We start from the raw sequence: 22,879 nt of genomic DNA on the forward strand, positions 1-22,879 counted from the left end.
AAATAAGGAGCATTTTTACAATTTTATTTTTATATATTTTTGGGTAAAAATAGAACTTAGAGGATTTCTACAGAGCCGATTTAGGGTAAGATTTTAACTTTAGTATTTGAGTCACACTCACACTTCCTTTTATCCCATACCTTTTAATATTCCCAATACCGTAACTATGAGAACTACTCATGCCAATCATCTTCAGGTGACTTTATCAATGTACTCTGACCGAATCAATGCATTACCCCCATACCTTTTTGCAGCTATAGACGAAGCTAGGGACGAATTAATTGCCAGGGGAGTTGACGTAATCGACCTTGGCGTGGGAGACCCTGACCTGCCGACGCATCCGCATATCGTAGAGGCTATGCGGGAGGCTGTTTGCAATCCGAAAACGCACCAGTATCCTTCTTATGCCGGGATGGCGGATTTCAGGAAGGCGGCGGCCGACTGGTGTAAGAAATATAAGGGAATTGAGCTCGACCCTGCGACTGAAGTCCTTTCCCTGATAGGGTCAAAGGAAGCGGTTGCACATATCCCGCTCGCTTTTGTCAATCCGGGGGATGTTGTGCTTTATACCGATCCGGGGTATCCGGTTTACAAAATAGGGACGCTTTTTGCAGGCGGAGAGCCTTATCCGCTGCCGCTGACTGCCGAAAATGATTTCCTGCCTGATCTGGACTCGATTCCGGCGGATGTCCTTAAAAGGGCAAAGCTGTTCTTCTTTAATTACCCGAACAACCCGACGGCTGCAACTGCGGACATGCAGTTCTTCGAAAAGGTCGTTGCGTTCTGCAAAAAGCACGACATCGTTGCAGTGCACGATAACGCTTACTGCCAGATGACCTATGACGGTTATGAAGCTCCCTCTTTCCTTGCTGCCTCCGGGGCAATGGATATTGGCATGGAACTCTACTCGCATTCCAAAACCTATAACATGACAGGCTGGAGGCTCGGGTTTGCGGTAGGAAACAAAGACCTTATAAAAGGACTCGGCAAAGTCAAATCCAATGTGGATTCAGGCGTCTTTGATGCCATTCAGATCGCAGGCATTGCAGCTCTGTGCTCTTCCCAGGACTGTGTTGAAGAAACAAATAAGATCTACGAGGAAAGGCGTGATGCTCTCATCGAGGGGCTCACGGCTATGGGGCTTGAAGTGAAGCCGCCGAAAGCCACCTTCTATATCTGGGCACCTGTCCCGAAGGGCTTTACCTCAATCAGCTTTGCAAAACTCCTGCTCGAAGAAGCCGGCATTGTTGCCACCCCGGGCGTCGGATTCGGAGACGCCGGCGAAGGCTATATCAGGTTTGCCCTTACAAAGCAGGTCGAGAGGATTAAAGAAGCTGTAGAAAGGATGAAAACGCTGCAATTCTAACTGCTGCGTTTAAGAAATTCGGAAAAATAAATCTGGCCATGCACATGGGATACAGGGCCAGAAATTTATTTTTTATCAAGAATATCCCATATTCTTAAATTTTATTCCTGATAACCTCTAACAGGCTTTAACCATCTTCTAAAGGCCTTAGAAGCCTTTAACACTCTCATTTTCTATCAAAAAAGATATTCTTCCCGGTTACGCTCAGCGGAATTCCGAAAACGACATGTGCATCCTGCATGAATGATACCCTTGCGGCTGCGCCAATTGAATACATAACCCTGTTGTCGATACAGAAATCTTTGGCTTTTGCAGCGGCTGCGCCTATAGCGATTCCAAGGTCTACATGTTTGAGCATGCAGTTTGGGCCTCTGAATTCAACTTCTACTTTTTGTCGGTCCAGCATCTCGGCACAGGTTTTAAACCCGCAGGCTCCGCAGTCCAGCCCTGCAGCCCCGCTGGTTTTAACCCCTATAAGAATTACAGCCCCTGCATTTCGAAGATTTGCAGCGTCTCTTTTCAGAAAAGCGAAGCCTGGCCCTTTTTCATCCGCCAGCCTTTCCATTGTCGAGGCAAGCGTTTCAATATCCTGTTTTTCAACAAGGGCAGTTACTATATCATCTACTCCTTTGGCTTTCGGGGCAGTCCTTGCAGCCAGAAGGATGCTCTTTGCAAGTTCTTCAAGCACTTCTGATTCAGGATTGAGGATCATGCTCAGGTATTGGAACTGTCCGGGCTTAAGCATTTCGCAACTTTTTAACGGCGATTTTCCTCACTTAAAAGCTAAATGTATGCCCGTTTGCAGGCGCATATGCATCCACGCCAATCTCTTCCAGAATCCATTCCGCAAAAGCTTCGGTTTTGTCCCCATGCATTACAAAAACTCTCTCAGTGCCTTTTCTGCAAAAATCCTTCACAACCTGTTTGAGCTCGCTATCTCCGCTATGGGCGGAAAAATCATACTTCTCCACCCTGGGCTTCAGGGTAAGGATATCTCCTCTGGTCTCGACAAATCCATGTTCAAGCGCCAGTCTTCCGTTCGTGCCTTCAACCTGGTAGCCTGTAAGCAGGACTTTCGATTTTGGGTCTTTGTAAAGCCGGCTCAGGTAATACAGTACAGGCCCGCCGTTTAGCATCCCTGCTGTGGTAACAATGACTGAGGGTTCTTTAAGCACCGAATCCCGCTGCTGGTCTTTTACAGGAATAGCCCGCCCGAAAGCCCGGTCAAGCCGCTCGGGCTCTTTAAGGTATTCAGGGTACTTTTTAAGAATTTTGTACACATCCCTGCCCATGCCGTCCACGTAAGCCCGAATTCCGTGGGCGTCAAGCAGCATGAGTATTTCCTGGGTCCTGCCTATCGCAAAAGCGGGGATAAGAGCAGTACCTCCCCGGTCTACAGTATCCAGTACCGATTCTATGAACCTTTCTTCGGTCTCCTTTCGCGGGATGTGTTCTTCCCCGAAATACGTGCTTTCAAGGACGAGAGTATCGGCTTCGGGAAACCTGGCTGCCCCGGGCACAAGCCTCGTTTCCTGAAGGCTGAAATCCCCGGTGTAAAACAGGCTCTCTCCTGCTTCGGATTCCAGGAAGATGCCGGACGCTCCGGGGATGTGGCCTGCATCGTAAAAGCAAATCCTGTACCTGTGGCTTTTGAAAGGCTTGTTAAAATCTACCTTTTGTGTTCGCCTGGCAAGCTTCTGGAGGTCATCCGGATCAAAAGGGGATACGCCTGACAGGGTACTCTCTGCAAGCTTCAGGGTGTCCCTGCCGAGAAGATAAGTAAATTCTGCGGTTGGCGGGGTCATGAAAACATCGGGATTCTGGTACATCAGGTTGGGCACAGCCCCGCAGTGGTCAAGGTGCCCGTGTGAAACGAGCACAACCTTAGGTTCCATGCCGTTTAGAGGATATTCCGGGATATCTCCTGCCTTTATCCCGTAATCCAGCAGAACCTCCCCATTAACAAGAAAACCCGAACGTCCGACTTCCCTGCATCCGCCTTTAAAGGTAAGCTCCAGAATAAAACCCTCTTAAAATCTATTAAGACTTTACTATAATATCTGATATAATATTTGCTATAATATTTGTTAAATTCTTCTGTGAGCTCAGGCAGTTAGAATTATTCAATGTCAGAATGTTATAGTGTTGTTGAAAGATATACTGGCAGGAAACAATTACCAGATTAAAATCTCGAATTTGTAAAGAATCTGCTTAAATCAGTTTCTTTATATTATTCTCTTTTCCAGTTTGCATTTTAGATTCTTATATACCACTTGCACATCTTAAGCAATATTTTTATATAGTATCAAAACATAATTTTTTTACATGGACGCTTTCTATCCGTGCATGTTTTGTGAAGCAGTATTTGTTGATCTGGGGTATGCAAAAGATCATATGAAGGAATGTCATTCTAAAGACAGGATGATGTGCAATATCTGTTCAGATATCTCCGATTGAAGAGTAATCACTTATCCTCAGTAATAATAGGTAGATTATTCTGCGTTCTGTGTGACAAAAACGAACAGATAAGACGAATAAGTTATGGGTCAGGATTAGATTCGAATTTATAACCTGCTATAAACACAGCTAAAAATAAAAAGCCAGCGTGAGTGAAGACTATCTTCACACATTCTCAGCTGTAACGTTGTCCTCTAATATACTACTAAATGAATCCTACCTACTTTTACCTCGAAATGTGGAATCAGCTCAATGCTCAGGACTTTACATTGACAATCAGGATCTTGGAAAATCATATCGTTCAATAGAACAAATATATAGATTATTCTGTGACAATTCCTTAGTTGATTGAAAACTCTGTTACCAATTAGTAGACTGATAATTACATATTACAAAGGGAAATATAACATGAAGAAAATGTTTCTTTTTTTAATACTACTTTTCATGTTGGCTATAATTTCACGTGCTGGAGCGGTTACAATCACAGTAGATGATGATGTTGAGGGAGCAATTTATAAAAGTATACAGAATGCTGTTGACAACGCTACTGATGGCGATACAATTCTTGTATATCCTGGAAACTATACGGAAAACGTGTATGTTGATAAAGAGTTAAAAATTCTTTCTCTCTCTGGAAATCCGGCTGATACTGTTATTCGTGCTGCTAACTCTGAGAATGATGTATTCAGTGTTGTAGCAGATAATGTAACCATTAGCGGTTTTAGCATAACTGGTGCCAGAATAGATCAGTATGGAGATGATAAAGCCGGAATTTATTTTGAGGGTGTAAACAACAGTATCATAAAAAATAATAATTTCTCTTCAAACGGTTATGGCATTTCTTTACTTGACTCATACAACAATATACTTGCCGATAATAGTGCGTACATGAGTACCATTGGTGGGATTTTCCTTTGGAACTCCAGCAAAAATAAGGTGGATAATAACCTCATAAATGCGATCAAACATCAAGGTATATTTATATACACATTCAGTAATAATAATGAAATAAGCAATAATACTGTCAATTATTCCAGATCTGGAATTGATTTGGTTTATTGTGAAAACAACACAATCGTAAATAATACCATATCAAACACTTTTTCAGGAATTTTACTTATCGAATCAAACTGCAGTTCTCTGATTAACAACGTTGTAAAATTAAATGACTGGAGTGGTATAGATCTTGAGTATAGTGCAGAAAACACACTATACAATAATACTGCAAGTTTTAACAATAATAACGGGATATATTTAGTCGAATCGAGTGATAATAGGTTGGATCACAATAATGCATCAAATAATATGGGATATGGCATAAACATTAATAACTCAAGCAGGAACAATATATTAACTGGTAACATTGCAAATTCAAATGGTAAAGAAAATATACATGTTGTTGATCCAGAGAATAATACAATAAACGGTTCAGCAAACAGTCCAGCTCAAGAATTGCCGTTTAGAGGTTTTGTGCTAGCAATTATTGCAATTACAACTATAGCTTTAATATTTAGAAAAAGAGGATATAAGTAATTCAGGAGTTAATCAAAAAATTGATTTAAAATTTGATTTAATTTCCTGCTGCTAACATTACAACTCCTGGGTACGATACTTCTCTGATTTCATATCTGGAAACGCTCATTTACATGATCTATCCAGCTAAGGAACCTTTCTATTGTGTTTTCTATCTTTTCTGGTAAAAGCCGCTCTCCTTCGTCGAGCGTGGCAAAAGCGACCAGATAAGGTGAATAAAAGGTCGCACGGATCAAGAATTAAGGTTCAAATTTATAACCGGCTATAAAAACAGCCAAAAATAAAAAAACTGACGTCAGTTAAGACAATTTTCATGCGTCCTCAACTGCGCCGCTGTCCTCAACTGTGCTATTATCTTTAACTGTGCCGTTGCATGAAACCTGCCAGTTTTTAACCTTCTTTACGCTCATTTTTATCGTTTTTGCAAGTTCTATGGGATCGGCTTCAGCCAGGGCTTCAACGCTTGTAATTCCGGCTTCTTCCAGCTTTCCTGCTGTAGCTTTTCCCACGCCTTCGAGATCCTTGATTGATTTGGGTCTTTCTTTTTTCGGCTGCTGGGCCTGCTCTTCCTGCTGGGTTTTCTGCCATTCTATGAAATTGCACTGAGGGCAGCCAAGGTCCCAGGGGCGTTTACCTGAATTGATTATGCGGATGTGGTGCAGGCCGTGGGCTTCACACATTTTGTCTATAACCACGATCTGTCCGCTTTTTGGCAGAGGGAGGGAAAAGGTACAGTTCGGGTAGTTGCTGCAGCCTATAAAACGGCCTCCCCTTTTAGAACGGCGGATCATAAGTTCGTTTCCGCAGCCTGAGCAGGTGCCTATTATCTTGTCTTCCCTGAGGCCTGCCTGAAGGGATTCCACGATTTTCTCCCGGTTTTTGTCGAGTTCCGAGAAGACCTGCTTTAACATCTCCCGCGACTCCTGAAGTACGGAATCCTCTTTGATCTGACCCTCAGCAATCCGGTCCATGTTTTCTTCAAGCAGCTTTGTCATGTCCGGTTTTGTGATAGTAGGGGAGTATTTCTCAAGGGTGTCCATTACGGCAAAAGAGGTATTCGTGGGCTGCACGGGATTTCCGTGGATATAAGCCCTTGAATAAAGCTTGCTGATAATCTCGTGCCTGGTTGCTTTTGTCCCGAGCCCGAGCTCTTCCATAATGTTGATAAGCCTACCCTGTCCATATCGTCCCGGAGGCTGGGTTTCTTTATCCAGCATCTCTTTCTTTATCACTTTAAGGGAATCGCCTTCGTGGAGCTCGGGGAAGAGCCTGTCTTCAGGTGCATTGTAAGGATAGTACCACCTCCAGCCCGGTTCTACAAGCCTTGCCCCGTTTGCTTTGAATTCCTCTCCGTGAATATCGAGTTTCAAGCGCATGGTTTCCCATTCGCTTGGCCCTGCAAAGGTCGCAAAAAACCTCCTGATTACAAGCTCGTAAACCTTCCATTCTTCCTCTTTTAAATCGGCCTTTTTTGCAAGGGAGACCGGAAAAATCGGAGGGTGGTCAGTAGTTTCTTTCTTGCCTCGCGTGGGAACAAGTTCGTTTTTCTCAAGCAGGGCGTTTGCATATTCTTTAAAAGGTCCCTCCCTGAAAATCTCGATCTGGGCTTTCAGGTCCAGGGTATCGGGATAAACCGTATTATCGGTTCTCGGATATGAAATATAACCGTTAGTGTAAAGAGATTCGGCTATGCGCATTGCATTTGCGGGACTGAGCCCGATTGAGTTTGCTGCGCTTATGAAACCTGTAGTATTGAACGGAATAGGCGGCTGATCCGTTTTCTTCCCTTTCTCAATTTCCTTTAATACCGCCTGTTTTCCCAATTTCTTGAAAACTTTTGCTGCCTCCTCTTTATCCAGAAAGCGGCGGGTTGAATGCTGAGCTGAAAAAATTTCTCCGTCGGCATTCTGAAGTTCGGCATGGATCTCCCAGTAAGGGGTAGGGACAAAAATATTCCTTTCTTTCTCCCTGTCAACAATAAGAGAAAGTGTAGGCGATTGTACCCTGCCTACCGACAGGAACATCTTCCCGAGCCTGCCTGCGGCAAGAGAAATGTAACGGGTAAGGGCTGCGCCCCATACGAGGTCAATGACCTGCCTGGAATGGCCTGCATCCGCAAGATTGAAATCGACGTCTGTCGGGTTTGAAAAAGCGGCTTCTATTGCCTTTGGGGTAATTGCACTGTATCGGACCCGGTCAAAAGGAACCTCCGGATTCACCTTTTTTATAATATTGAGGGCTTCAGCTCCTATAAGTTCCCCTTCCCGGTCGTAGTCAGTGGCAATCGTAACCCTGCTCGCCTCTTTTCCCAGGCTTCTCAGGGCAGTTACGATCTTTCGGTTGATAGGAGTTGTTATGATCTCGGCATCGATAAGGGCTTTGGCATCTACCTTCTGCCAGTTATTGTACTCTTTGGGAAAATCGATTCCTACTATATGGCCCGACAGCCCTACAACTGCAGTTTCCTGCTTATCCCCATCGGACGCGATCTCATACCGGTATACGTCCACTCCGCTGACTCTGTCCTTCTTCGGGTTCTTTGGAGCCAGAATCGCAGCTATCCTCCTTGCTGCTATATTTTTTTCCGTTACGATAAGGTGCATTTAAAACTCCGGTATAATTTTATTGTATTCTGAGGGAATACTGGCTTACCCCAAAGCTCCTGCCAGTCTGAGACAAAGCCTGCCTCCTAATTCATGAAGTTTCCTTTTGCAATATAAATTTTTGGATCGACTCTTAAAATATGCTGTCATCCGTAACTAAATTCAGGCACAGAGTTCTTTACTTCAAGCCTTTTTTAAAAGGCTTGACCGAAAATTCTTTCTTCACCAGGATTTCTTCACCAGGATTTCTTCACCAGGATTCTTTTACCAGAACTTTCTCTGGTCTTTCCAGTTAATTCCTTCCACACCTTAAGCCTTCTCGAATTTTCCACATCTTAAGCCTACTCGAACTTTCCTCAGGGTGATTTTTCAGGCTTCTCACAGCTTTCAATCAGTCTGAAAGCAAGTTCTACAGCTTCCTCTGGACTTTCTGCCCTGTAGACACCTTTGATTTGCCAGCCTGATTCAAGCACGACCACAGGCTTTCCCATTTTCAGGCCAAGGGCTATCTCGGAAAGCGTTCCGTACTCCCCGTTAACTGCAATCAATGCGTCCGAGGACTGTGCTATGAGCGCGTTTCTGGCATGCCCCATTCCGCTGACGACCGCAAGCTCTATCCAGGGATTTGCTTCCTCTCTCAGAGTTCCGGGTAGAATTCCCAGGGTTATCCCTCCTTCCTGTTTTGCCCCAAAGGCTGCGGCTTCCATCACTCCTCCCAGTCCTCCGCAGAGCAGAACCGCCCCTCTTTTTGCCACCTCTCTCCCTACCATTTCTGCAAGTGACCTTGCCTCGCTGCTGCAAACCCCTGCACCTATTACTCCGATCTGTTTTCTGGACACGTTTTCACCGATACTCTAACAGGTAGACGCCCTTTTCTTTGTCCAAGTTTCTTGTTGTTTTCTCATTCCAGAGAACCCGAGCTTGCTTTCAAAAGAAATCAGATATAATGGCTCTGGATTTCCACAATTTCAGTACTGTTCTTCGCGGTTGCATATTCCTCAAGCGGTTCCTTATTCAGCTCGAGAAAGCTGTGCCCCCAGTTAAACTTGGAGAGCACCCTCTCAGCCTGTTCTTTGTGCCCCAGAATGTAAAGGGCTGCTGCAAAAGCCTCGGCTGAGTTAAGTTTGAAGGGTCTTCCGAAATTCACAGGATTACCTGCGAGCAGGTAGGGAAGAGCCCTGTGCTCAAGGTTAAGCTTTGCAAGTTCGGGAAAAATCCTTTCTACCTCTTCCCAGGAGCAATCAAGTACAACAATCCCTTTTCCGGCGTCGTCGGCAGGAGAGAGGGCTTTTTCTGCAGTCGGATCCAGAAGGATTGCCGATCTGGGCAGCCTTGATATCCTGTCATAAAGGCGGGCGAGATCAAAGCGAGCCAGTTTCCTTCCTGTGCATTTTTTCGGGTCACACTGTCCTGCATGGTAGATATAAAGGGGAATATCCCGCTGATTTGTCGGATTCATCATTGATCCTCTGAGTTAAATTAATCCTCTGAGCTAAAAACTTTTATTTAAACAGTCTCCTTATTTACCTGTTTCGTCTTCTATCTGTTTCTTTGCATATCCGTATCAAAGATTTGTTCTTAACTAAAAGTCTTTTAGAATTAATCATAAGTTGATTTATATATAATTGTTTATATATATCTATATGCACCACTGCGTTGTCCCCGGGAAAGTGTGGAGAGGAATTGATACTAGAGTTCATATCTTGATAACATCCTATCTTCACGATGTTGAAGTAGTAATAAATAGTTATCTTAGCCTGCATCACGACATTATTTCATTGATAGGAGATATGCATTCGATCAAACAAGCTTTAGCAATGAACTTGCGGAGCTTGCTGGAGGATATATCGTATATACTACAGTAAATTTCATCGATGTACAGTAAATTTCATCGATGAACTGACCTGGAAAAAGAGATTGCTTTTCTTTGTGAAAGGGGAAGGCTATACTCTCTTTGACTTTGGCTATCCTGAGTAGAAACAGGTTATCCAGAAACATGAAATCCTGTATCCGTAGGGATAATGCCTTTAGCTATGTTTACATCCGTATTCCGGCTACAGGAAGTATGGTTGAAGAATACAGCTTGGGGAGATGGGTTATATGGAACAACCAGTTGATGTTGCGGAATTCTCAATTGATTCTGATAGCGAGGTGGAGTTTGAACCACTGGAAGTACCCTGGTGGGTGGTCCTTCTTGAAGGTATCATTGCTATTCTTGTAGGTTTATTTCTCTTATACAGGCCTGGACAAACCACTATTTTTCTCATACAGGTTCTGGGTATTTTCTGGCTGGCAGAAGGAATCCTTTCTGTTGTAGGAGCTTTAATATTCTCGGGGAACAGGGTATGGAAATTGCTTTCGGGTATCCTGAGCATTATTGCAGGAGTTGTTATACTGACGTATCCGGTGTACAGTCCTTTCGTAGTTCTCACATTATTCGTTATTTTCATAGGGATATGGGCTGTTATCAACGGGGTGGTAAAAGTTGTCCTTGCTCTTAAAGGAGGAGGATGGGGTACGGGAGTTATTGGTATCCTTACAATAATTTTAGGCTTGCTGCTTTTAGTTAACTTTGTGGCAGGAGTCCTTGTTCTCCCGTGGGTATTCGGGTTTTTCCTCGTTATTGGGGGGATTGGAGCACTTATCGGAGGATTTAGAATGCGAACCTGAAGAAAAAATTCTCCAGGAAACAATAGGAGGAGACAGGTTATGGACAGACCTATTGGTGTTACTATTCTGACGTTCGTAGCTGTATTGCTGGCATTTATAAATGCAATTGCAATGCTTCGGTTTCTTGGATTCTTGCCCTCTCTAGGGGTACTGGATATCCGTATCTTCAGCATTTGGTATGCTCTGTTGTACGGCTTGCTCGCCTATATCTGGGCGTGGGTAGCTTATATGCTCTGGCAGGTGGACAGGGAGGCCTGGATATTTCTTGCCATTATCACGATATTCAATCTATGCCTGAGCTTTGTGGTGCTGGTTACTGGAGGTTCATGGTATGATGTAAACTTTACAGTTATCGTGAACACTCTTATCCTCATCTACATCATGCTGCCGGGGGTGAGAGGGGCATTCAGGACTGAAACATGACTATCGGCTTGCAGTAAGCAGTAATTTAAAAAGGATGAAAAAGGGTTCTAATCTCCTTTCTTTCCTTCTTGAGGCTAATTCTGGTGTGGAGGACCTCCTGAACCAGAGAGAAACGATAATAGAGCTACCAGTCGATATTTCGGATAGAGCCGCAGGAGAGAGTACCTTACCGGGGTATAATCCGCTCTTTATATTATTCCATCCAGAAGTGATCGTTGTGGAAAGGAAAACTGTACTTGTTGCACTCGTGCTTGCGATGTTTATACTCGTTATTGACACGACAATTATGAATGTCTCTATTTCGGCACTTATCGAAGATTTTGATACGAATGTTGCCACTGTCCAGGCTGCTATTACCCTTTATGCCCTTGTAATGGCCTCGTTTATGATCACCGGGGGAAAAATCGGCGATATTACTGGCAGAAAGAAGGCATTCAGGATAGGACTGGTCATTTACGGTACCGGTTCTCTTCTTACTTCGGTCAGCCCGACAATGACCTTACTGGTCTTGGGCTGGTCGATCCTTGAGGGATTTGGGGCAACCCTGGTCATGCCTGCTATCCAGACGCTCGTGACTTCAAACTACAGCGGAAGGGACCGTGCCCTTGCTTACGGCATATTAGGGGGAATTGTTGCAGGCGCAATTGCCCTGGGGCCAATTATAGGAGGCTGGCTGACAACCGAGTACACCTGGAGGCTTGCCTTTGCCGGGGAGGTTGTGATCGTGGTCATTGTCCTGTTGTTAAGTCGGTATATCCTGGATGCTCCCCTTAAGACTGAAGAGAAGCCCAAACTGGATATAGCTGGCTCTGTACTTTCTGCACTTGGGATGGGGTTTATTGTTTTTGGCATATTACTCGCAGGGACCTATGGCTGGTGGAAGGCACGTCAGCCTTATTCCATAGGAGGGATTGAAATTTCACCGTTCGGCCTTTCCCCTACCCCGGTGTTTATTTTAGCTGGAATCGTTATCCTGCTGTGCTTTGCCCTCTGGGAACGTCATCTGATTACTCGGGGGAAGATGCCGCTCATAAGGCTCGATGTGCTCAGGGATCGCGGAGTTAGCTCAGGCATTCTTGTCCAGCTGGTTCAGACTCTCGTTATAGGAGGTTTCTTGTTCAGCATGGCTCTTTTCTTTCAGATCGCTCTGGGCCTCAATGCAATGCAGACAGGTTTTCTCTATCTTCCCCTCTCCATACCGCTTTTAATTGCTTCGCTTGCAGCATCCCGCTTATCTGCCCGAGTAGCCCCGAAGCGCATTATCCAGGTTGGGTTAGTCGTACTTATTGCTGGGCTTTTACTGGCTATTGCAACCATTAATGTGGAGGTTAAAGGGCTCGGGCTATTAACCGGGTTTGCGTTAATAGGCATAGGTGCAGGAGTTGTAGCATCCCAGATAATGAATCTCGTTCTCTCAAGGGTAGTTCCTGAAAGGACAAGCGAGACAGCAGCCCTTATGAGCGCTTCCCAGAACCTGGGCATGTCTATCGGGACTGCCATAATGGGCTCCCTCGTTATAGGGGGTCTGATAGTAGGAGCCACTACCCTTATAGATGACAGTACTGCTATTCCGGAAGACCTCAAACCCGCTGTGATATCATCAGTAGAGGAGAATGCCCGCTTTTTGAGCGATGAGGAACTGACAGCTATCCTGAGGGATGCCCCTCCTGAGCTTTCGCAGGAGATCTTGAGGATTAACGAAACAGCCCGCATTCATGGGATAAAAATCTCCCTCTCGGGGCTGGTAATTTTCGCGGTATTCGGCATAATCGCCTCAATCTTCCTGCCGCCTGAGGTTCTGCGTCCTTTGCAAACCGAGCAGAAAAAAGCCGATAGTCTGGAAAAATCCGAACATATTTAGGATTGTAAGAATTGTTTTTGAACCGTATCTCAGGATGAAAAGGCTTTTCCCCTTTTTTATTTCTTTCATTGAGGTCAAAAACCTTTTGTCCATTTTCCTGATAATTCCTTTAATAAAAGGGTTTTTTTTGCCGATCAAAATTTTTGGGCTAAATTATTAAGGAATTATTATATGAGGATGAAAAAATATATATATCTACAATTCTTGCAGTAGAGATGATGAGATCCCCCCTTATCACAGTGCTGCTTTCTTCCGAAAAAAGAACTGAGCTACTTCTCCTTCTCAAAGAAAAGCCCTGTACTATTGAAGAAATCAACAATGAGCTCGGTACGAACTCCGTCGCGATCCTGCCCCAGCTTAAAAAGCTAAAGGAAAACGGGCTCGTGATTCAGGAGGATAGGGTATATGATCTTTCCCTGCTCGGGAGGATTATTGTCCGTAAAATGGAATCTCTTGTAAAAGCCTTCAGGCAACTTGAGGAAGACTACGATTAAACCGCCTTTATATATCTGGATACTTATACCGAGAGCCGTTACAGAAACTTTTTCCTTAAACTGCGAATCCGACAGACCACAAAGGTACTGAACAGACTTTTTTATGCTTATTCCTGCTTTCCAAGCTGCTTTTGAGCGTTTTCCCTCACATCTGCAAAGATATCCTTTCCTTTAGCATCAATTCCTACAATAAGCGGCCCGAAATCTTCCACCCTGAGCACCCAGACTGCTTCAGGCATTCCAAGATCAAGCCAGTAGACGGTTTTTACTTCCCTGATTAACTCTGCGGCAAGGGCTGCACATCCGCCTGTGTAAGCCAGATAAACGCATCGGTCCTTCAGGGCATCGGTTACGCCTTTCATACCGCCTTTTCCTATGATTGCCCGAACTCCGTGAGCCTTAAGGAGGGGAGGCGTCATTTTTGACATCCTGCCGCTGGTTGTAGGGCCTGCCGAAATTACATTCCAGCCGATTTCTGTTTGCTGCATAAGCGGGCCGCAGTGGTAGATTACTCCCCCTTCAAGGGAGAAAGGAAGTTCTTCTTTTTTCTTGTCCATCTCAAGAATCCTTGCATGGGCTTCATCCCTTGCTGTCAGGATTTCTCCTGAGATATAAACAATGTCCCCGGCATTGAGTTTCTTGATATCCTCGATTTTCAGCGGGGTTTGCAGGTGATGTTCCATTATTCTTCCTCCCCGAACACGACCGAAGCATGCCGGTTTGCCCAGCACTGGATATTTACTGCAACCGGAAGGGACGCTGTGTGGCAGTGAGCAGTTTTCACGTTCACTGCAAGGGCGGTTGTACTGCCTCCGAGCCCCATGCAGCCTATCCCTAACGCATTTACAGCCTCAAGGATTTCGGTCTCCATTTCTTCCATAGGAGCATTGAGGGGCTCAAGCAAAGCTTCTTTTGCAAGCCTGGCTGCCGCATCGAAAGAACCTCCTATTCCGATACCTATGGTCAGGGGAGGACAGGGCATTCCTCCGGCATTTACTATGGTTTCGAGCACGAAATTTTTGATGTTTCCTGATTCCGTCGGGTTAAACATCCGCAGCGAACTCATGTTTTCCGAGCCTGCGCCTTTAGGGGCAGCAGTAATCTTTAACTGGTTTCCGGGAACGAGCTTCCAGTGAATATCCGGAATTCCAGCTCCGGTATTGTTGCCGCTGTTCTTCCGGGTAAGGGGGTCTACGGCATTCGGCCGGAGAGGGATCTCGGCTGTTGCAAGGATTACAGCCTCCCTGATTGCGGCCTCAATGTCAAAACCGGGCTGAAACCCTGTCCCGATCTCTGCGAAAAAGATCATTATGCCCGTATCCTGGCACATGGGTACCCCATGCTTCTTTGCAATCTCAATGTTTTTCAGGATTGCCTGGAGCTGAGACTTTGCAACAGGATTTTCTTCTGCGGCTTCAGCTTTCCTGAGCGCATCAACTACATCGTCAGGAAGCTCGATTTCCGCTTTTCTTAAAAGGTCTGCAATAGACCGGATAAAATCTTCACGGCTGATTTTCGAAGACAAAAGATCACCATTTTATGAGGAAAAATTAATTTTCGTAAGATAAAGGCATGAATGCAGAGTATATTGTGAGCACCTTAAAGTCTAAAATACAGGGAAAATTAGTGTTTTTAATATTTAATATCGAGCGTCTGGTAACTTGAAACTTATAAATTGCTAACAAGAAAACAGATTTGAGAAATGATTATGATAAGTTATATAAAATAAAGTATACGCTGAAAAGGAAGACGTTGAATAAGTGACGATTGTAAATCAGTTTTCGCAAAGAGAATTAGCAGTCCAGTTTTTGCAAAATTTGTCTTGTCTATTCTTCTCTTTCCTTCTGGTTTTTTATACTATTCTCTTTATCTGCTAGTTCTTCCTGGGCTTTTCTGTCGATTCTTATAATTTTTCAGCTTATCTCTCAACCGTTCTCGCTACATATACTTTTGATCCATCTGGACTGACGGTTATCTCCGTCAGAGTGCTTGTTGCAAGTCCTTCTAGAGCGTTTCCTACATCAGCTACGGCTATGACATTATTCGTCTCTGTATCAATTACAGAGACTGTGTCACTCTCGCTCTTTGCTACATATACCTTTTTCCCATCCGGGCTGACTGTGACTATATCAGTCCAGCCCCCTATATTCACTGTTGCTATAACATTGTTTGTGTCTGTATCAATTACGTAAATATGGGGGTCGGAAGCCACATATATCTTTTTTCCATCCGGGCTGACTACAAAGTCATTAATAGAATAATCTTCTATATTCGCTGTTGCTGTAATATTGTTTGTATCTGTGTCAATTATGTAAATATTGGGCTCGGAAGCAGCATATATCTTTTTTCCATCAGGACTAACTAAAACTCCAAAAGGCGAGCCTCCTACAGGCACCGTGGCTGTAACCTCGTTTGTGTCTGTATCAATTACATAAATAGAGGAGTCGGTAGTCACGTATATATTTTTTCCATCCGGGCTGACTGTGATTCCTTTAGACCAGCCACCTACATTCACTGTTGCTGTAACTTCGTTTGTGCGTGTGTCAATTACGTAAATATTGGGCTCGGAAGCCACATACACCTTCTTTCCATCCGGGCTGACTGTGACGATATTAGCCGAGCCCCCTGCACTAATTCTTACTATAACAGTGTTAGTATCTGTGTCAATTGCGTAGATATTGGGATCAGAAGTCACATATATCTTTTTCCCATCCGGGCTTATTACAAAATCATTAATTAAATCATCTTCTACATTCACTATTGCTGCAACAGTGTTTGTGTTTGTGTCAATTACGTAAATATTGGAGTCGGAAGTCACATATCCCTTTTTTCCATCCGGGCTTACTATAAATCCCCGAGAATGATAAAATCCCGCCATTGTCGCTGTAATATTGTTTGTGTCTGTGTCAATTACAGAAACGGTGCTATATGCGTTTAGGGTTAAAAATAAAATAAATACTAAAAATATTCCAAAAAGAGTTAAGATAACAACGCCGAAATGACGGTTTTTTTTCCTTAAAGACCCTTCCTGCATTTTTGGAGGTAATTTACTGTCGGAAGGACCATGAACTGCTTGTTTTGCTTCTTGAGCTTTTCTTGCTTCCTCAAACTTTTCTTTCTCAGGCTCTTCATTTGCTTTTTCTTCAGCTTTTTCTCTTCTAATTTTCTCCTCTGCTTCTCTCCTGGCTTTATCTTCTTCCTTTATACCTTTTCTTTCCTGGTCTTCTAGCTGCTTTCTTTCGAGGAGTTCTTCCTGTTCCTTTTTTCTTCTCTCTACTTTTTCCTGAGCCTTTCTTTTGCTTTCCTCTAGTTTCTCAGCTTCTTCCTTCTCTTTCCGTAAGCTCTCCTGTCCTTCTTTTTCCTCTCTGACTTCCTCTTCTATACGCCTTTTTTTCTGTTCTTCCCTCTCCAGTCTGGCTTTTTCTCCTTCTCTACGTTTTCTTTCCTGTTCTTCTTGCTGCTGTCTTTCAAGGAATTCTCTCTCTTTCCTTCTTTCCTCCTCTTCTTTTTGTCGCTGGAGTTCTTCATCTCTTTGCTTTCGAAGCCTCTCCTTTTCCTCTTTTCCCCTTTTCTCTCTTTCCATGCTTTCTTTTTGTTTTTGTTCTTCTTCCTGTTGCTTTCGAAGCTTTTCCTGATACTTTACGATATCTATGTAGGCTTCAACCTGAATTTCGTCGTTAAGAAGGGACTCAAGGTGTGGTTTTATTTTTACTTCAGAAGGTTCTAGAGCAGAAGTATTGTTATGGATTTTTTGAAGGATTGTCAACGACTTATATAACACAAAAGAAGGGGCGGAATTGAGAGATTGAATCAATTTATCTTTTCTTTGTTCAAACTCTCTATCTCTAATTTTTTGAGGGTTTCTCCCAAGAACCATTTCTCCTTCATATGATCCTTTTATCTGGGGGCGCTGCAGGCCTTTAGCTTTAGTTTCATTAAACGTGTACCTGTAAAGATCTTCGACCGTTATAATTCCATCACTGTCATAGTCAGCAACCCAATCCTTCAAGCCTTTTAACAGGTAGTGTGTAAAAACTCCATGTTTGAGTTCTTTATCTTCTTTTGCTATGTTTGAGCCTAATTGTCCTGTTGAAGTAAGCAAAATCGTACCGGAACCAGAGTACTTTGAGAGCGTCTCTTGAAGGAAATCCCCTTTCATGCCAGCAGTTCCACTATAGCAGCAGTCAAGAATTACAACCACGCGGTTGCAGGCTGACTGATCTTTACATTCGTTAATATAATCGAATTTTAATGAGGTAGAGAGCAGGCTTTCGGGGTCAGTATCTTTGAATAACAGGCATAAATCAAATTTATAGCTTGGTTTTCCGTGGCCTGAAAAATAAATCAGAATCTCATCTTCTTTTTTTGCGTTTTTAAAGACTTTTTCTATTCTGTGAGAAACTTCTTCTTTAGATTTGTTTATTAACTCGATAACTTCATCAAATCCGCAGATTTTTTGATCTAGCAGAACTTCTCCCATCTCTTTTGCGTCGCTCTCTGCGAACTCTAATTTTTCCACCTTTGAATACTCGTTGGTGCCGATTATAACCGCAATTCTTCTGCCAAGCTCATTGTTAGTCACGCTGCTCCCCGTTTATACTTGACTCGTTTGTATTGACTTCTCAAACAGGTCTAAAACATCAGATTTGGAGAATCCCGTTACTTCCGAAATCTCAATCAGATTTCCATTTGGAAATTTCATTACGACTTTTGCTCTCGGTCTGACATCCAACCACATTTTGACTAAATCAAATATGTGACCAACGCTTTTTATAGATAAACCAGAAGCTGAAAGAGTACTAAATAGTGTAATTAATCCAGCTCTCTCACCCTCCGCAGCCTTACAGGTTAAAGGTTCTATTGAGCCTTCCTCAATATTTTGTTTAATTGTGTTATAAAGAAAACAGCACTGCTTTTGCCAGTATTCACTCAACTCTTCTGCTTCTTCCGATTCCAGTAAAAGCTGAAATGAAGGTAATTCCGCATTCTCTTGCATCTTCTACCCCAACTTTTAACGCTCATACTTCATTTTTATATTAAGCCCATCATGGATGTCTGCTATTATTGAAATCTCGTTTTTGAGTTCTTTTTTTATTTACTCCCTGCGTAGGACAAAAAAATATTATACCATCGAAAAATGAAAAAAACTTAATCTACCTGCTAGAATAAAATGAGTCTTAAATTATGCTTATAATTATATAATATGATTATCATTATTGAGAGTAGCAGAACCAAAACTACGGAAAAAAGGTAACTTAGAATTACAGTGGCGGTTTTTGGAGCGGGGTGAATATGCATCAAATTCGGGAAGAACCAGTTAACTCTCGTTACTGGATAAAGCCTCTGGAGCCAATAAAAGGTACAATTCCCAGGTAAAATTCCCTGCCTTTTCCTGAAAACGAAAGTTACTGCATAAATTGCCTGGCAATTAGCTGGCTGAAACTATTTTTGGTGTTTCTTCTGCCAGCTTTTCAAATGCCGGGCTCATAGCTTGAATATTCTCCGATTATCTGCTATTCGGTACTACAACGTGTAGCGTGAGATTTATGCGCGTCATCGCTTTTCTGTACCCTTTATATGCGGTTTTATAACCATAAGTTTCTCAGGATACGCTATCATGCTCCGCTTGCAGATAAAAGATTCTTTCAGGTCGGCTCCCATCTGCTGTGCCAGTGCCGAAGGAATGCCCATAATCATTAATTCAGGAGGCAGCCAGGGGTTTCCCGTAGGATCGACAGGCCCGACAAAAGCCGAATTTTTAGGCGCATTTTCTGCCATGCCAGCCGGGAAAGCGATCATAGTAGTGCAGGTAGGTCCTCCGGGAATCACGGTTTTAAAGAACGGATCAGAACTGCTGAACTGTGCCAGCCCGCATAGATTCCTGATCTGCTCGGCGCCTGCAAAGACAATAAAAGCCCTGACAATTTCAGGTGCAATTTCGTCAGTGCAGGGAGCAATAACCATGTATTTGCCATATGGGAGGATTTTTCCTGCTCGTTCTCTCTGCTCCTCGAACAGCTCAGGGGTCGCCTTTAAATGTTCGGCAGCGCCGCCACGGAAATCTGGCGCGCCCACAGTCACGAAGTACTTTAGTTTTGGATGCGGTTCTGCGAGCCCCATCCATAATAATCCGCCCGTGCAGCACTGTTCGTGGCCTGCCTCAACATAGAGGGAAGGCGTTGCTTCAAAAAAAGCGGAGATATAAACCGCCTTTGCTATACAGCGGTCTACAGTGTATGAAGGAATAGCTCCTTCGGGAATTTCGTCCGTCCCGTAAACACATAAGGGACGCAGTTTCAATCTACCGGCTTCTGTAAGTTTTTTTCCTAGCTCTTCAGGGCTTAACATAACGTTCCCACCAGAAAAACTAACTGACAATTTTTCTCAAAGGCTTATTCTTTTAACCAGCCTTTTTCCATCCAGTAATCACAATTATGCATCCAGTGCTCTTTGTTTGCAAGGATCACGTATTTGAACCGCTCTTTCCAGGCTTCCTGTCTGGCTTGCTGTTCAGGGTAGGGTCTCTTCACTTTTATCGCTGTAACAAGATCTTTGCCCATTTCACGGGACTTTACAATAGCCGCTTCCATTGCCGAAGGACCTTCTGACATTGCGCAGCCCACTCCTCCTATGGTTTTGCCTCCGCACTGTACGATATAATTATCCATTATACCGAGTACAAAATCGATTTCGCCGCTACCTGCCGTTGTTAAGGAAAGGCTGTATTTTCCGTCAAAGAGCTGTTCGTGGATAACAAGCGGGCTTCTGTCGAACAGAGTTTTGAGCTGGGCTGTTACATTCGTTATGTAATTGGGGCTGCTCAAAACTATGCCGTCGGCAGCCAGTAACTTTTTCAGTACAGGCTCAAAGTCATCCTTTATTGTGCATACCCCCGTCTCATGACAGGAATTACATGCAGTGCAGTATTTGATCTTCATCTTTGCAATGTCGATTGATTCGGTTTCTGCTCCTGCATCTGCGGCTCCCTCCAGAACGGCGTCCAGTAGTTTTAAAGTATTGCTCTGCTTGCCTCTCGGACTTGATTGTATCCCAACGATCTTCATAAGTTTCCTCTCGGTTTATTTTAAAAAGTTACAATACTGTATTTAACTGAAGCTTTATTATCCCTCTTATAACTTTTAAAGAGCTATGTTTGATATGAATGATTTTGGTAGTGGGGTTTTTCTATTTCCTGAATTCTCTCAGTAGTCCGAAGCGGCTTTAGAACTATGTATTAAGTACCGGGATACCTGAGTACCGGATTACAGGAGAATCTCTCACAGGAAAATTTGAATATGTGTAAAGCATATAAGCTATAACAAAATTAGGGGTATGTAGTCGTGGCAAGAATTAAAAAAGTTATAAAATATCTAGTCTTAGGCAGTTTCGTTGGAATGATACTGATTTACCTTAAGTTTAAGAGAGTAAATGTGGAGGGATGAACTTAGAAAATTCTAACAATTTTTTGAATAACATTATTTTAATTCTTTTTTGTTTTAATTTTTTATGTTAAAGGAGATTTTTAATTCGTATATGCTTAAGGGTACCCTCTCCCTGTCTGATGCCGGCAAAGGATTATGAATAAATCCTTCAAGAAGTAGGAGTCACGGCTGATAATTATCCTTGAATGTCCCGAAGGAAAAATGACGGTTTTTTCTCCAGTTCTTACGATCTCTAATTCAAATAACCTCAATTAGCATCTAACAGCATAAATATAGAAATATGCGGGATAAATTTTTAATAATCTTCGTCATATAACGACTGCTAATTATAAATACTATTTTTTTCTTTATTGTACTCTACGTTGTAAGTCCGGGATCAAGTACAACTGGTAAGCTGAAAGCAAGTAACACTATTCCGGAATCAGCCCGGACTTGGAGTAATTTTTTATAGTTTCACATATTTATTTAACCCTTCCACTAGTAGTGGGGTTCTGTTGTGAGTTGAGAAGAATAAAGTGCATAACTGCATAATTATAGCTTAATTCACTGGAAAAACTGAGGTAGTTTAGGGAATGAAAAAATACGATGTGATTGTTGTCGGGGCGGGCATTAGCGGGCTTCTGGCGGCGCTGACGCTCTCAAAGCATGGGAAAAAGGTCCTTGTTCTCGAAAAAAGACGGCATCTGGGTGGGAACTGCAACAGCTACATGGTAGACGGCTATCAGGTGGACACTGGAGCACATGCAATAACCCATCTGGTTGAAGGCCCCCTTAAAAGACTGATGGATAACTATTTCGATTTTCTGCCTGTATTCGAGGATTACGGGCGCTACTATATCAGGACTGAAAATGCTCTTATTAAGGTTCCTTCTAACCTGAAGGATTTCGTGACTTTTGATGTGCTTCCGAGAAAGGATAGAGTACTGCTTTCGCAAACCCTGACGAAGGCTTTTACTCTGTCTTCATTCGGAATAGATCTTTCTGACAAGTCAGTGTATGATTTCCTGCCAAAGGGTCTTTCAAAGGAAACCTATGATTTCGTGGATACAATATCAGCTTTCCTTTCAGGCAGGTCCATGAAAGAAACCTCTGCCCAGCGCGTCCTGTCAGGCAGCAGTTTTGTCAGGGACAGCATCACCCAGGAACAGTTTGATGCAATGATAGGGAAGCTGGAGCCGAAAAAACCCCAGTCTACAGAGTCTATCCTTGCCTCAATCCTTCCTTATCATCTCCACGCTTCCCTTCAGTCCAGGATGACCAGGGTCACCCAGCCCTTTACCTCTCTGGAAAGGCTTGCAACGAATGATGTAAATTACTCTCAGGGCTACCCCAGAAAGGGCTTAAAAGCCCTGCTCAATGCAATTCTTTATTCTCTGCCTGAGACCGTTGAAATCAAGACAGAATGTGAGGTTAAATCCATCCTTGCACAGGATGGAAAAATTTCCGGTGTAGAATCCGACGAAATTTACGTTTCTGATCTTGTTATTTACACAGGTTTTGCAACCGAACTTCCCAGGCTTATAAAAGACCTCCCACGGGAGTATGCGGAAGATCTGGGAGGTATAGTCCATAGCAAAAGCCTTACTATCTGGCTTGGACTGGAGAGAGAGCTTCCCGAGTTTAATTATACAGGCTCGGAGATCTGGTTCAAGGACTTTGCCTACTGGGCAATGCCTATCAGTAACTATGACCCTTCGCTTGCCCCCAAGGACAAACAGCTTATAGGCTTTTCCTTTGTGATCGACGAAAATAATAATGAGAAACAGGAGCTTAAAAGGGCCTATGAAATGATTCTCCGCGCACATCCGAATCTCGAAAAGCATATAGATATGAAACATGAACAGATTATGGTTCCGGAAAAAGCCGCAGTCACGATTAACGGGAAATTCGCAGATATTCGAACTCCTATCCGGAATCTCTATATAGCGGGAACGGATACGGATAAACGTAGTATGGGAATTACACGGGCTTCATACTCAATCATCGAGCTTTTAAAAATTCTTAATGAGGACGGAAACCTCCATTAAAAT

The 22,879-nt window shown here is 43.4% G+C and carries 18 protein-coding genes; 7 read left to right on the forward strand and 11 right to left on the reverse strand.

All coding sequences use genetic code 11. The features are described from left to right. The first annotated feature begins 208 nt into the window (after window positions 1–208). Entirely contained in the window at window positions 209–1,366 is a 1,158-nt protein-coding gene (locus EQO05_RS10635) for an LL-diaminopimelate aminotransferase (protein WP_128506361.1), read from the forward strand. Window positions 1,367–1,532: 166 nt separating this feature from the next. Here the strand turns inward: EQO05_RS10635 and EQO05_RS10640 are convergent, their stop codons facing one another. Together EQO05_RS10640 and EQO05_RS10645 are read right to left on the reverse strand one after the other, a co-directional pair. Continuing rightward, window positions 1,533–2,078 (reverse strand): ferredoxin domain-containing protein, encoded by a 546-nt coding sequence (locus EQO05_RS10640; RefSeq protein WP_128506363.1) that lies wholly within the window; start codon window positions 2,076–2,078, stop codon window positions 1,533–1,535. A 64-nt stretch (window positions 2,079–2,142) separates the two neighbouring features. Beyond that, window positions 2,143–3,384: an MBL fold metallo-hydrolase gene (locus EQO05_RS10645; protein WP_128506365.1), complete on the reverse strand. Its 1,242-nt coding sequence runs from the start codon at window positions 3,382–3,384 to the stop codon at window positions 2,143–2,145. Window positions 3,385–4,231: 847 nt separating this feature from the next. On the opposite strand from EQO05_RS10645, the gene EQO05_RS10650 reads away from it, so the two are divergent. Further along, window positions 4,232–5,356: a nitrous oxide reductase family maturation protein NosD gene (locus tag EQO05_RS10650; RefSeq protein WP_128506367.1), complete on the forward strand. Its 1,125-nt coding sequence runs from the start codon at window positions 4,232–4,234 to the stop codon at window positions 5,354–5,356. 311 nt (window positions 5,357–5,667) lie between these two features. On the opposite strand, the gene EQO05_RS10655 is transcribed toward EQO05_RS10650, so the two are convergent. From EQO05_RS10655 to EQO05_RS10665, 3 genes are all read right to left on the reverse strand, one after another. After that, complete coding sequence (locus tag EQO05_RS10655; RefSeq protein ID WP_128506369.1) at window positions 5,668–7,959, reverse strand: DNA topoisomerase I; 2,292 nt, start codon at window positions 7,957–7,959, stop codon at window positions 5,668–5,670. A gap of 356 nt (window positions 7,960–8,315) precedes the next feature. Then, on the reverse strand, window positions 8,316–8,798 hold the full coding sequence (locus EQO05_RS10660; protein WP_128506371.1) for a TIGR00725 family protein: 483 nt from the start codon (window positions 8,796–8,798) through the stop codon (window positions 8,316–8,318). A gap of 98 nt (window positions 8,799–8,896) precedes the next feature. Beyond that, the gene (locus EQO05_RS10665; protein WP_128506449.1) at window positions 8,897–9,418 is read right to left on the reverse strand and encodes a DUF367 family protein; all 522 of its coding nucleotides are present in this window, start codon (window positions 9,416–9,418) and stop codon (window positions 8,897–8,899) included. 641 nt (window positions 9,419–10,059) lie between these two features. On the opposite strand from EQO05_RS10665, the gene EQO05_RS10670 reads away from it, so the two are divergent. From EQO05_RS10670 to EQO05_RS10685, 4 genes are all read left to right on the forward strand, one after another. After that, window positions 10,060–10,629 (forward strand): HdeD family acid-resistance protein, encoded by a 570-nt coding sequence (locus EQO05_RS10670; protein WP_128506373.1) that lies wholly within the window; start codon window positions 10,060–10,062, stop codon window positions 10,627–10,629. 39 nt (window positions 10,630–10,668) lie between these two features. Then, window positions 10,669–11,052 (forward strand): hypothetical protein, encoded by a 384-nt coding sequence (locus EQO05_RS10675; RefSeq protein ID WP_128506375.1) that lies wholly within the window; start codon window positions 10,669–10,671, stop codon window positions 11,050–11,052. A 34-nt stretch (window positions 11,053–11,086) separates the two neighbouring features. Beyond that, window positions 11,087–12,913: an MFS transporter gene (locus tag EQO05_RS10680; protein ID WP_240664574.1), complete on the forward strand. Its 1,827-nt coding sequence runs from the start codon at window positions 11,087–11,089 to the stop codon at window positions 12,911–12,913. Window positions 12,914–13,128: 215 nt separating this feature from the next. After that, window positions 13,129–13,407 (forward strand): ArsR family transcriptional regulator, encoded by a 279-nt coding sequence (locus EQO05_RS10685; protein WP_128506377.1) that lies wholly within the window; start codon window positions 13,129–13,131, stop codon window positions 13,405–13,407. A gap of 107 nt (window positions 13,408–13,514) precedes the next feature. Here EQO05_RS10685 and EQO05_RS10690 read toward each other — a convergent pair whose 3' ends face one another. The 6 genes from EQO05_RS10690 to EQO05_RS10715 all read right to left on the reverse strand — a co-directional run bounded on the left by EQO05_RS10690 (window position 13,515) and on the right by EQO05_RS10715 (window position 20,471). After that, complete coding sequence (locus EQO05_RS10690) at window positions 13,515–14,090, reverse strand: FumA C-terminus/TtdB family hydratase beta subunit (RefSeq protein ID WP_128506379.1); 576 nt, start codon at window positions 14,088–14,090, stop codon at window positions 13,515–13,517. Then, window positions 14,090–14,932, reverse strand: coding sequence for a fumarate hydratase (locus EQO05_RS10695; protein WP_128506381.1), 843 nt, complete (start codon window positions 14,930–14,932; stop codon window positions 14,090–14,092). The genes EQO05_RS10690 and EQO05_RS10695 overlap by 1 nt, the downstream gene beginning before the upstream one ends. Before the next feature lie 393 nt (window positions 14,933–15,325). Next, window positions 15,326–17,989, reverse strand: a complete 2,664-nt coding sequence (locus tag EQO05_RS10700) for a DUF5074 domain-containing protein (RefSeq protein WP_128506383.1) — start codon at window positions 17,987–17,989, stop codon at window positions 15,326–15,328. A 12-nt stretch (window positions 17,990–18,001) separates the two neighbouring features. Next, a complete protein-coding gene (locus EQO05_RS10705; protein ID WP_128506385.1) occupies window positions 18,002–18,403 on the reverse strand; it encodes a hypothetical protein in 402 nt (133 codons plus the stop codon). 557 nt (window positions 18,404–18,960) lie between these two features. After that, complete coding sequence (locus EQO05_RS10710) at window positions 18,961–19,755, reverse strand: DUF169 domain-containing protein (protein WP_128506387.1); 795 nt, start codon at window positions 19,753–19,755, stop codon at window positions 18,961–18,963. A gap of 44 nt (window positions 19,756–19,799) precedes the next feature. Further along, the gene (locus EQO05_RS10715) at window positions 19,800–20,471 is read right to left on the reverse strand and encodes a flavodoxin family protein (RefSeq protein WP_128506389.1); all 672 of its coding nucleotides are present in this window, start codon (window positions 20,469–20,471) and stop codon (window positions 19,800–19,802) included. Window positions 20,472–21,421: 950 nt separating this feature from the next. Between EQO05_RS10715 and EQO05_RS10720 the strand changes: the two genes are divergently transcribed. Further along, the gene (locus tag EQO05_RS10720; RefSeq protein WP_128506391.1) at window positions 21,422–22,876 is read left to right on the forward strand and encodes an NAD(P)/FAD-dependent oxidoreductase; all 1,455 of its coding nucleotides are present in this window, start codon (window positions 21,422–21,424) and stop codon (window positions 22,874–22,876) included. The last annotated feature ends 3 nt before the right edge of the window (window positions 22,877–22,879 follow it).

Origin of the sequence: Methanosarcina sp. MSH10X1 (assembly GCF_004099695.1) — an archaeon.
Taxonomy (GTDB): Archaea; Halobacteriota; Methanosarcinia; order Methanosarcinales; family Methanosarcinaceae; genus Methanosarcina.

Excerpts from the sequence above, each read along its gene's own strand:
- EQO05_RS10635 (WP_128506361.1), top strand. The coding sequence starts at position 209 with ATGTACTCTGACCGAATCAATGCATTACCCCCATACCTTTTTGCAGCT.
- EQO05_RS10640 (WP_128506363.1), bottom strand. The coding sequence starts at position 2,078 with ATGATCCTCAATCCTGAATCAGAAGTGCTTGAAGAACTTGCAAAGAGC.
- EQO05_RS10650 (WP_128506367.1), top strand. The coding sequence starts at position 4,232 with ATGAAGAAAATGTTTCTTTTTTTAATACTACTTTTCATGTTGGCTATA.
- EQO05_RS10655 (WP_128506369.1), bottom strand. The coding sequence starts at position 7,959 with ATGCACCTTATCGTAACGGAAAAAAATATAGCAGCAAGGAGGATAGCT.
- EQO05_RS10665 (WP_128506449.1), bottom strand. The coding sequence starts at position 9,418 with ATGAATCCGACAAATCAGCGGGATATTCCCCTTTATATCTACCATGCA.
- EQO05_RS10670 (WP_128506373.1), top strand. The coding sequence starts at position 10,060 with ATGGAACAACCAGTTGATGTTGCGGAATTCTCAATTGATTCTGATAGC.
- EQO05_RS10675 (WP_128506375.1), top strand. The coding sequence starts at position 10,669 with ATGGACAGACCTATTGGTGTTACTATTCTGACGTTCGTAGCTGTATTG.
- EQO05_RS10680 (WP_240664574.1), top strand. The coding sequence starts at position 11,087 with ATGAAAAAGGGTTCTAATCTCCTTTCTTTCCTTCTTGAGGCTAATTCT.
- EQO05_RS10685 (WP_128506377.1), top strand. The coding sequence starts at position 13,129 with ATGATGAGATCCCCCCTTATCACAGTGCTGCTTTCTTCCGAAAAAAGA.
- EQO05_RS10690 (WP_128506379.1), bottom strand. The coding sequence starts at position 14,090 with ATGGAACATCACCTGCAAACCCCGCTGAAAATCGAGGATATCAAGAAA.
- EQO05_RS10705 (WP_128506385.1), bottom strand. The coding sequence starts at position 18,403 with ATGCAAGAGAATGCGGAATTACCTTCATTTCAGCTTTTACTGGAATCG.
- EQO05_RS10710 (WP_128506387.1), bottom strand. The coding sequence starts at position 19,755 with ATGTTAAGCCCTGAAGAGCTAGGAAAAAAACTTACAGAAGCCGGTAGA.
- EQO05_RS10715 (WP_128506389.1), bottom strand. The coding sequence starts at position 20,471 with ATGAAGATCGTTGGGATACAATCAAGTCCGAGAGGCAAGCAGAGCAAT.
- EQO05_RS10720 (WP_128506391.1), top strand. The coding sequence starts at position 21,422 with ATGAAAAAATACGATGTGATTGTTGTCGGGGCGGGCATTAGCGGGCTT.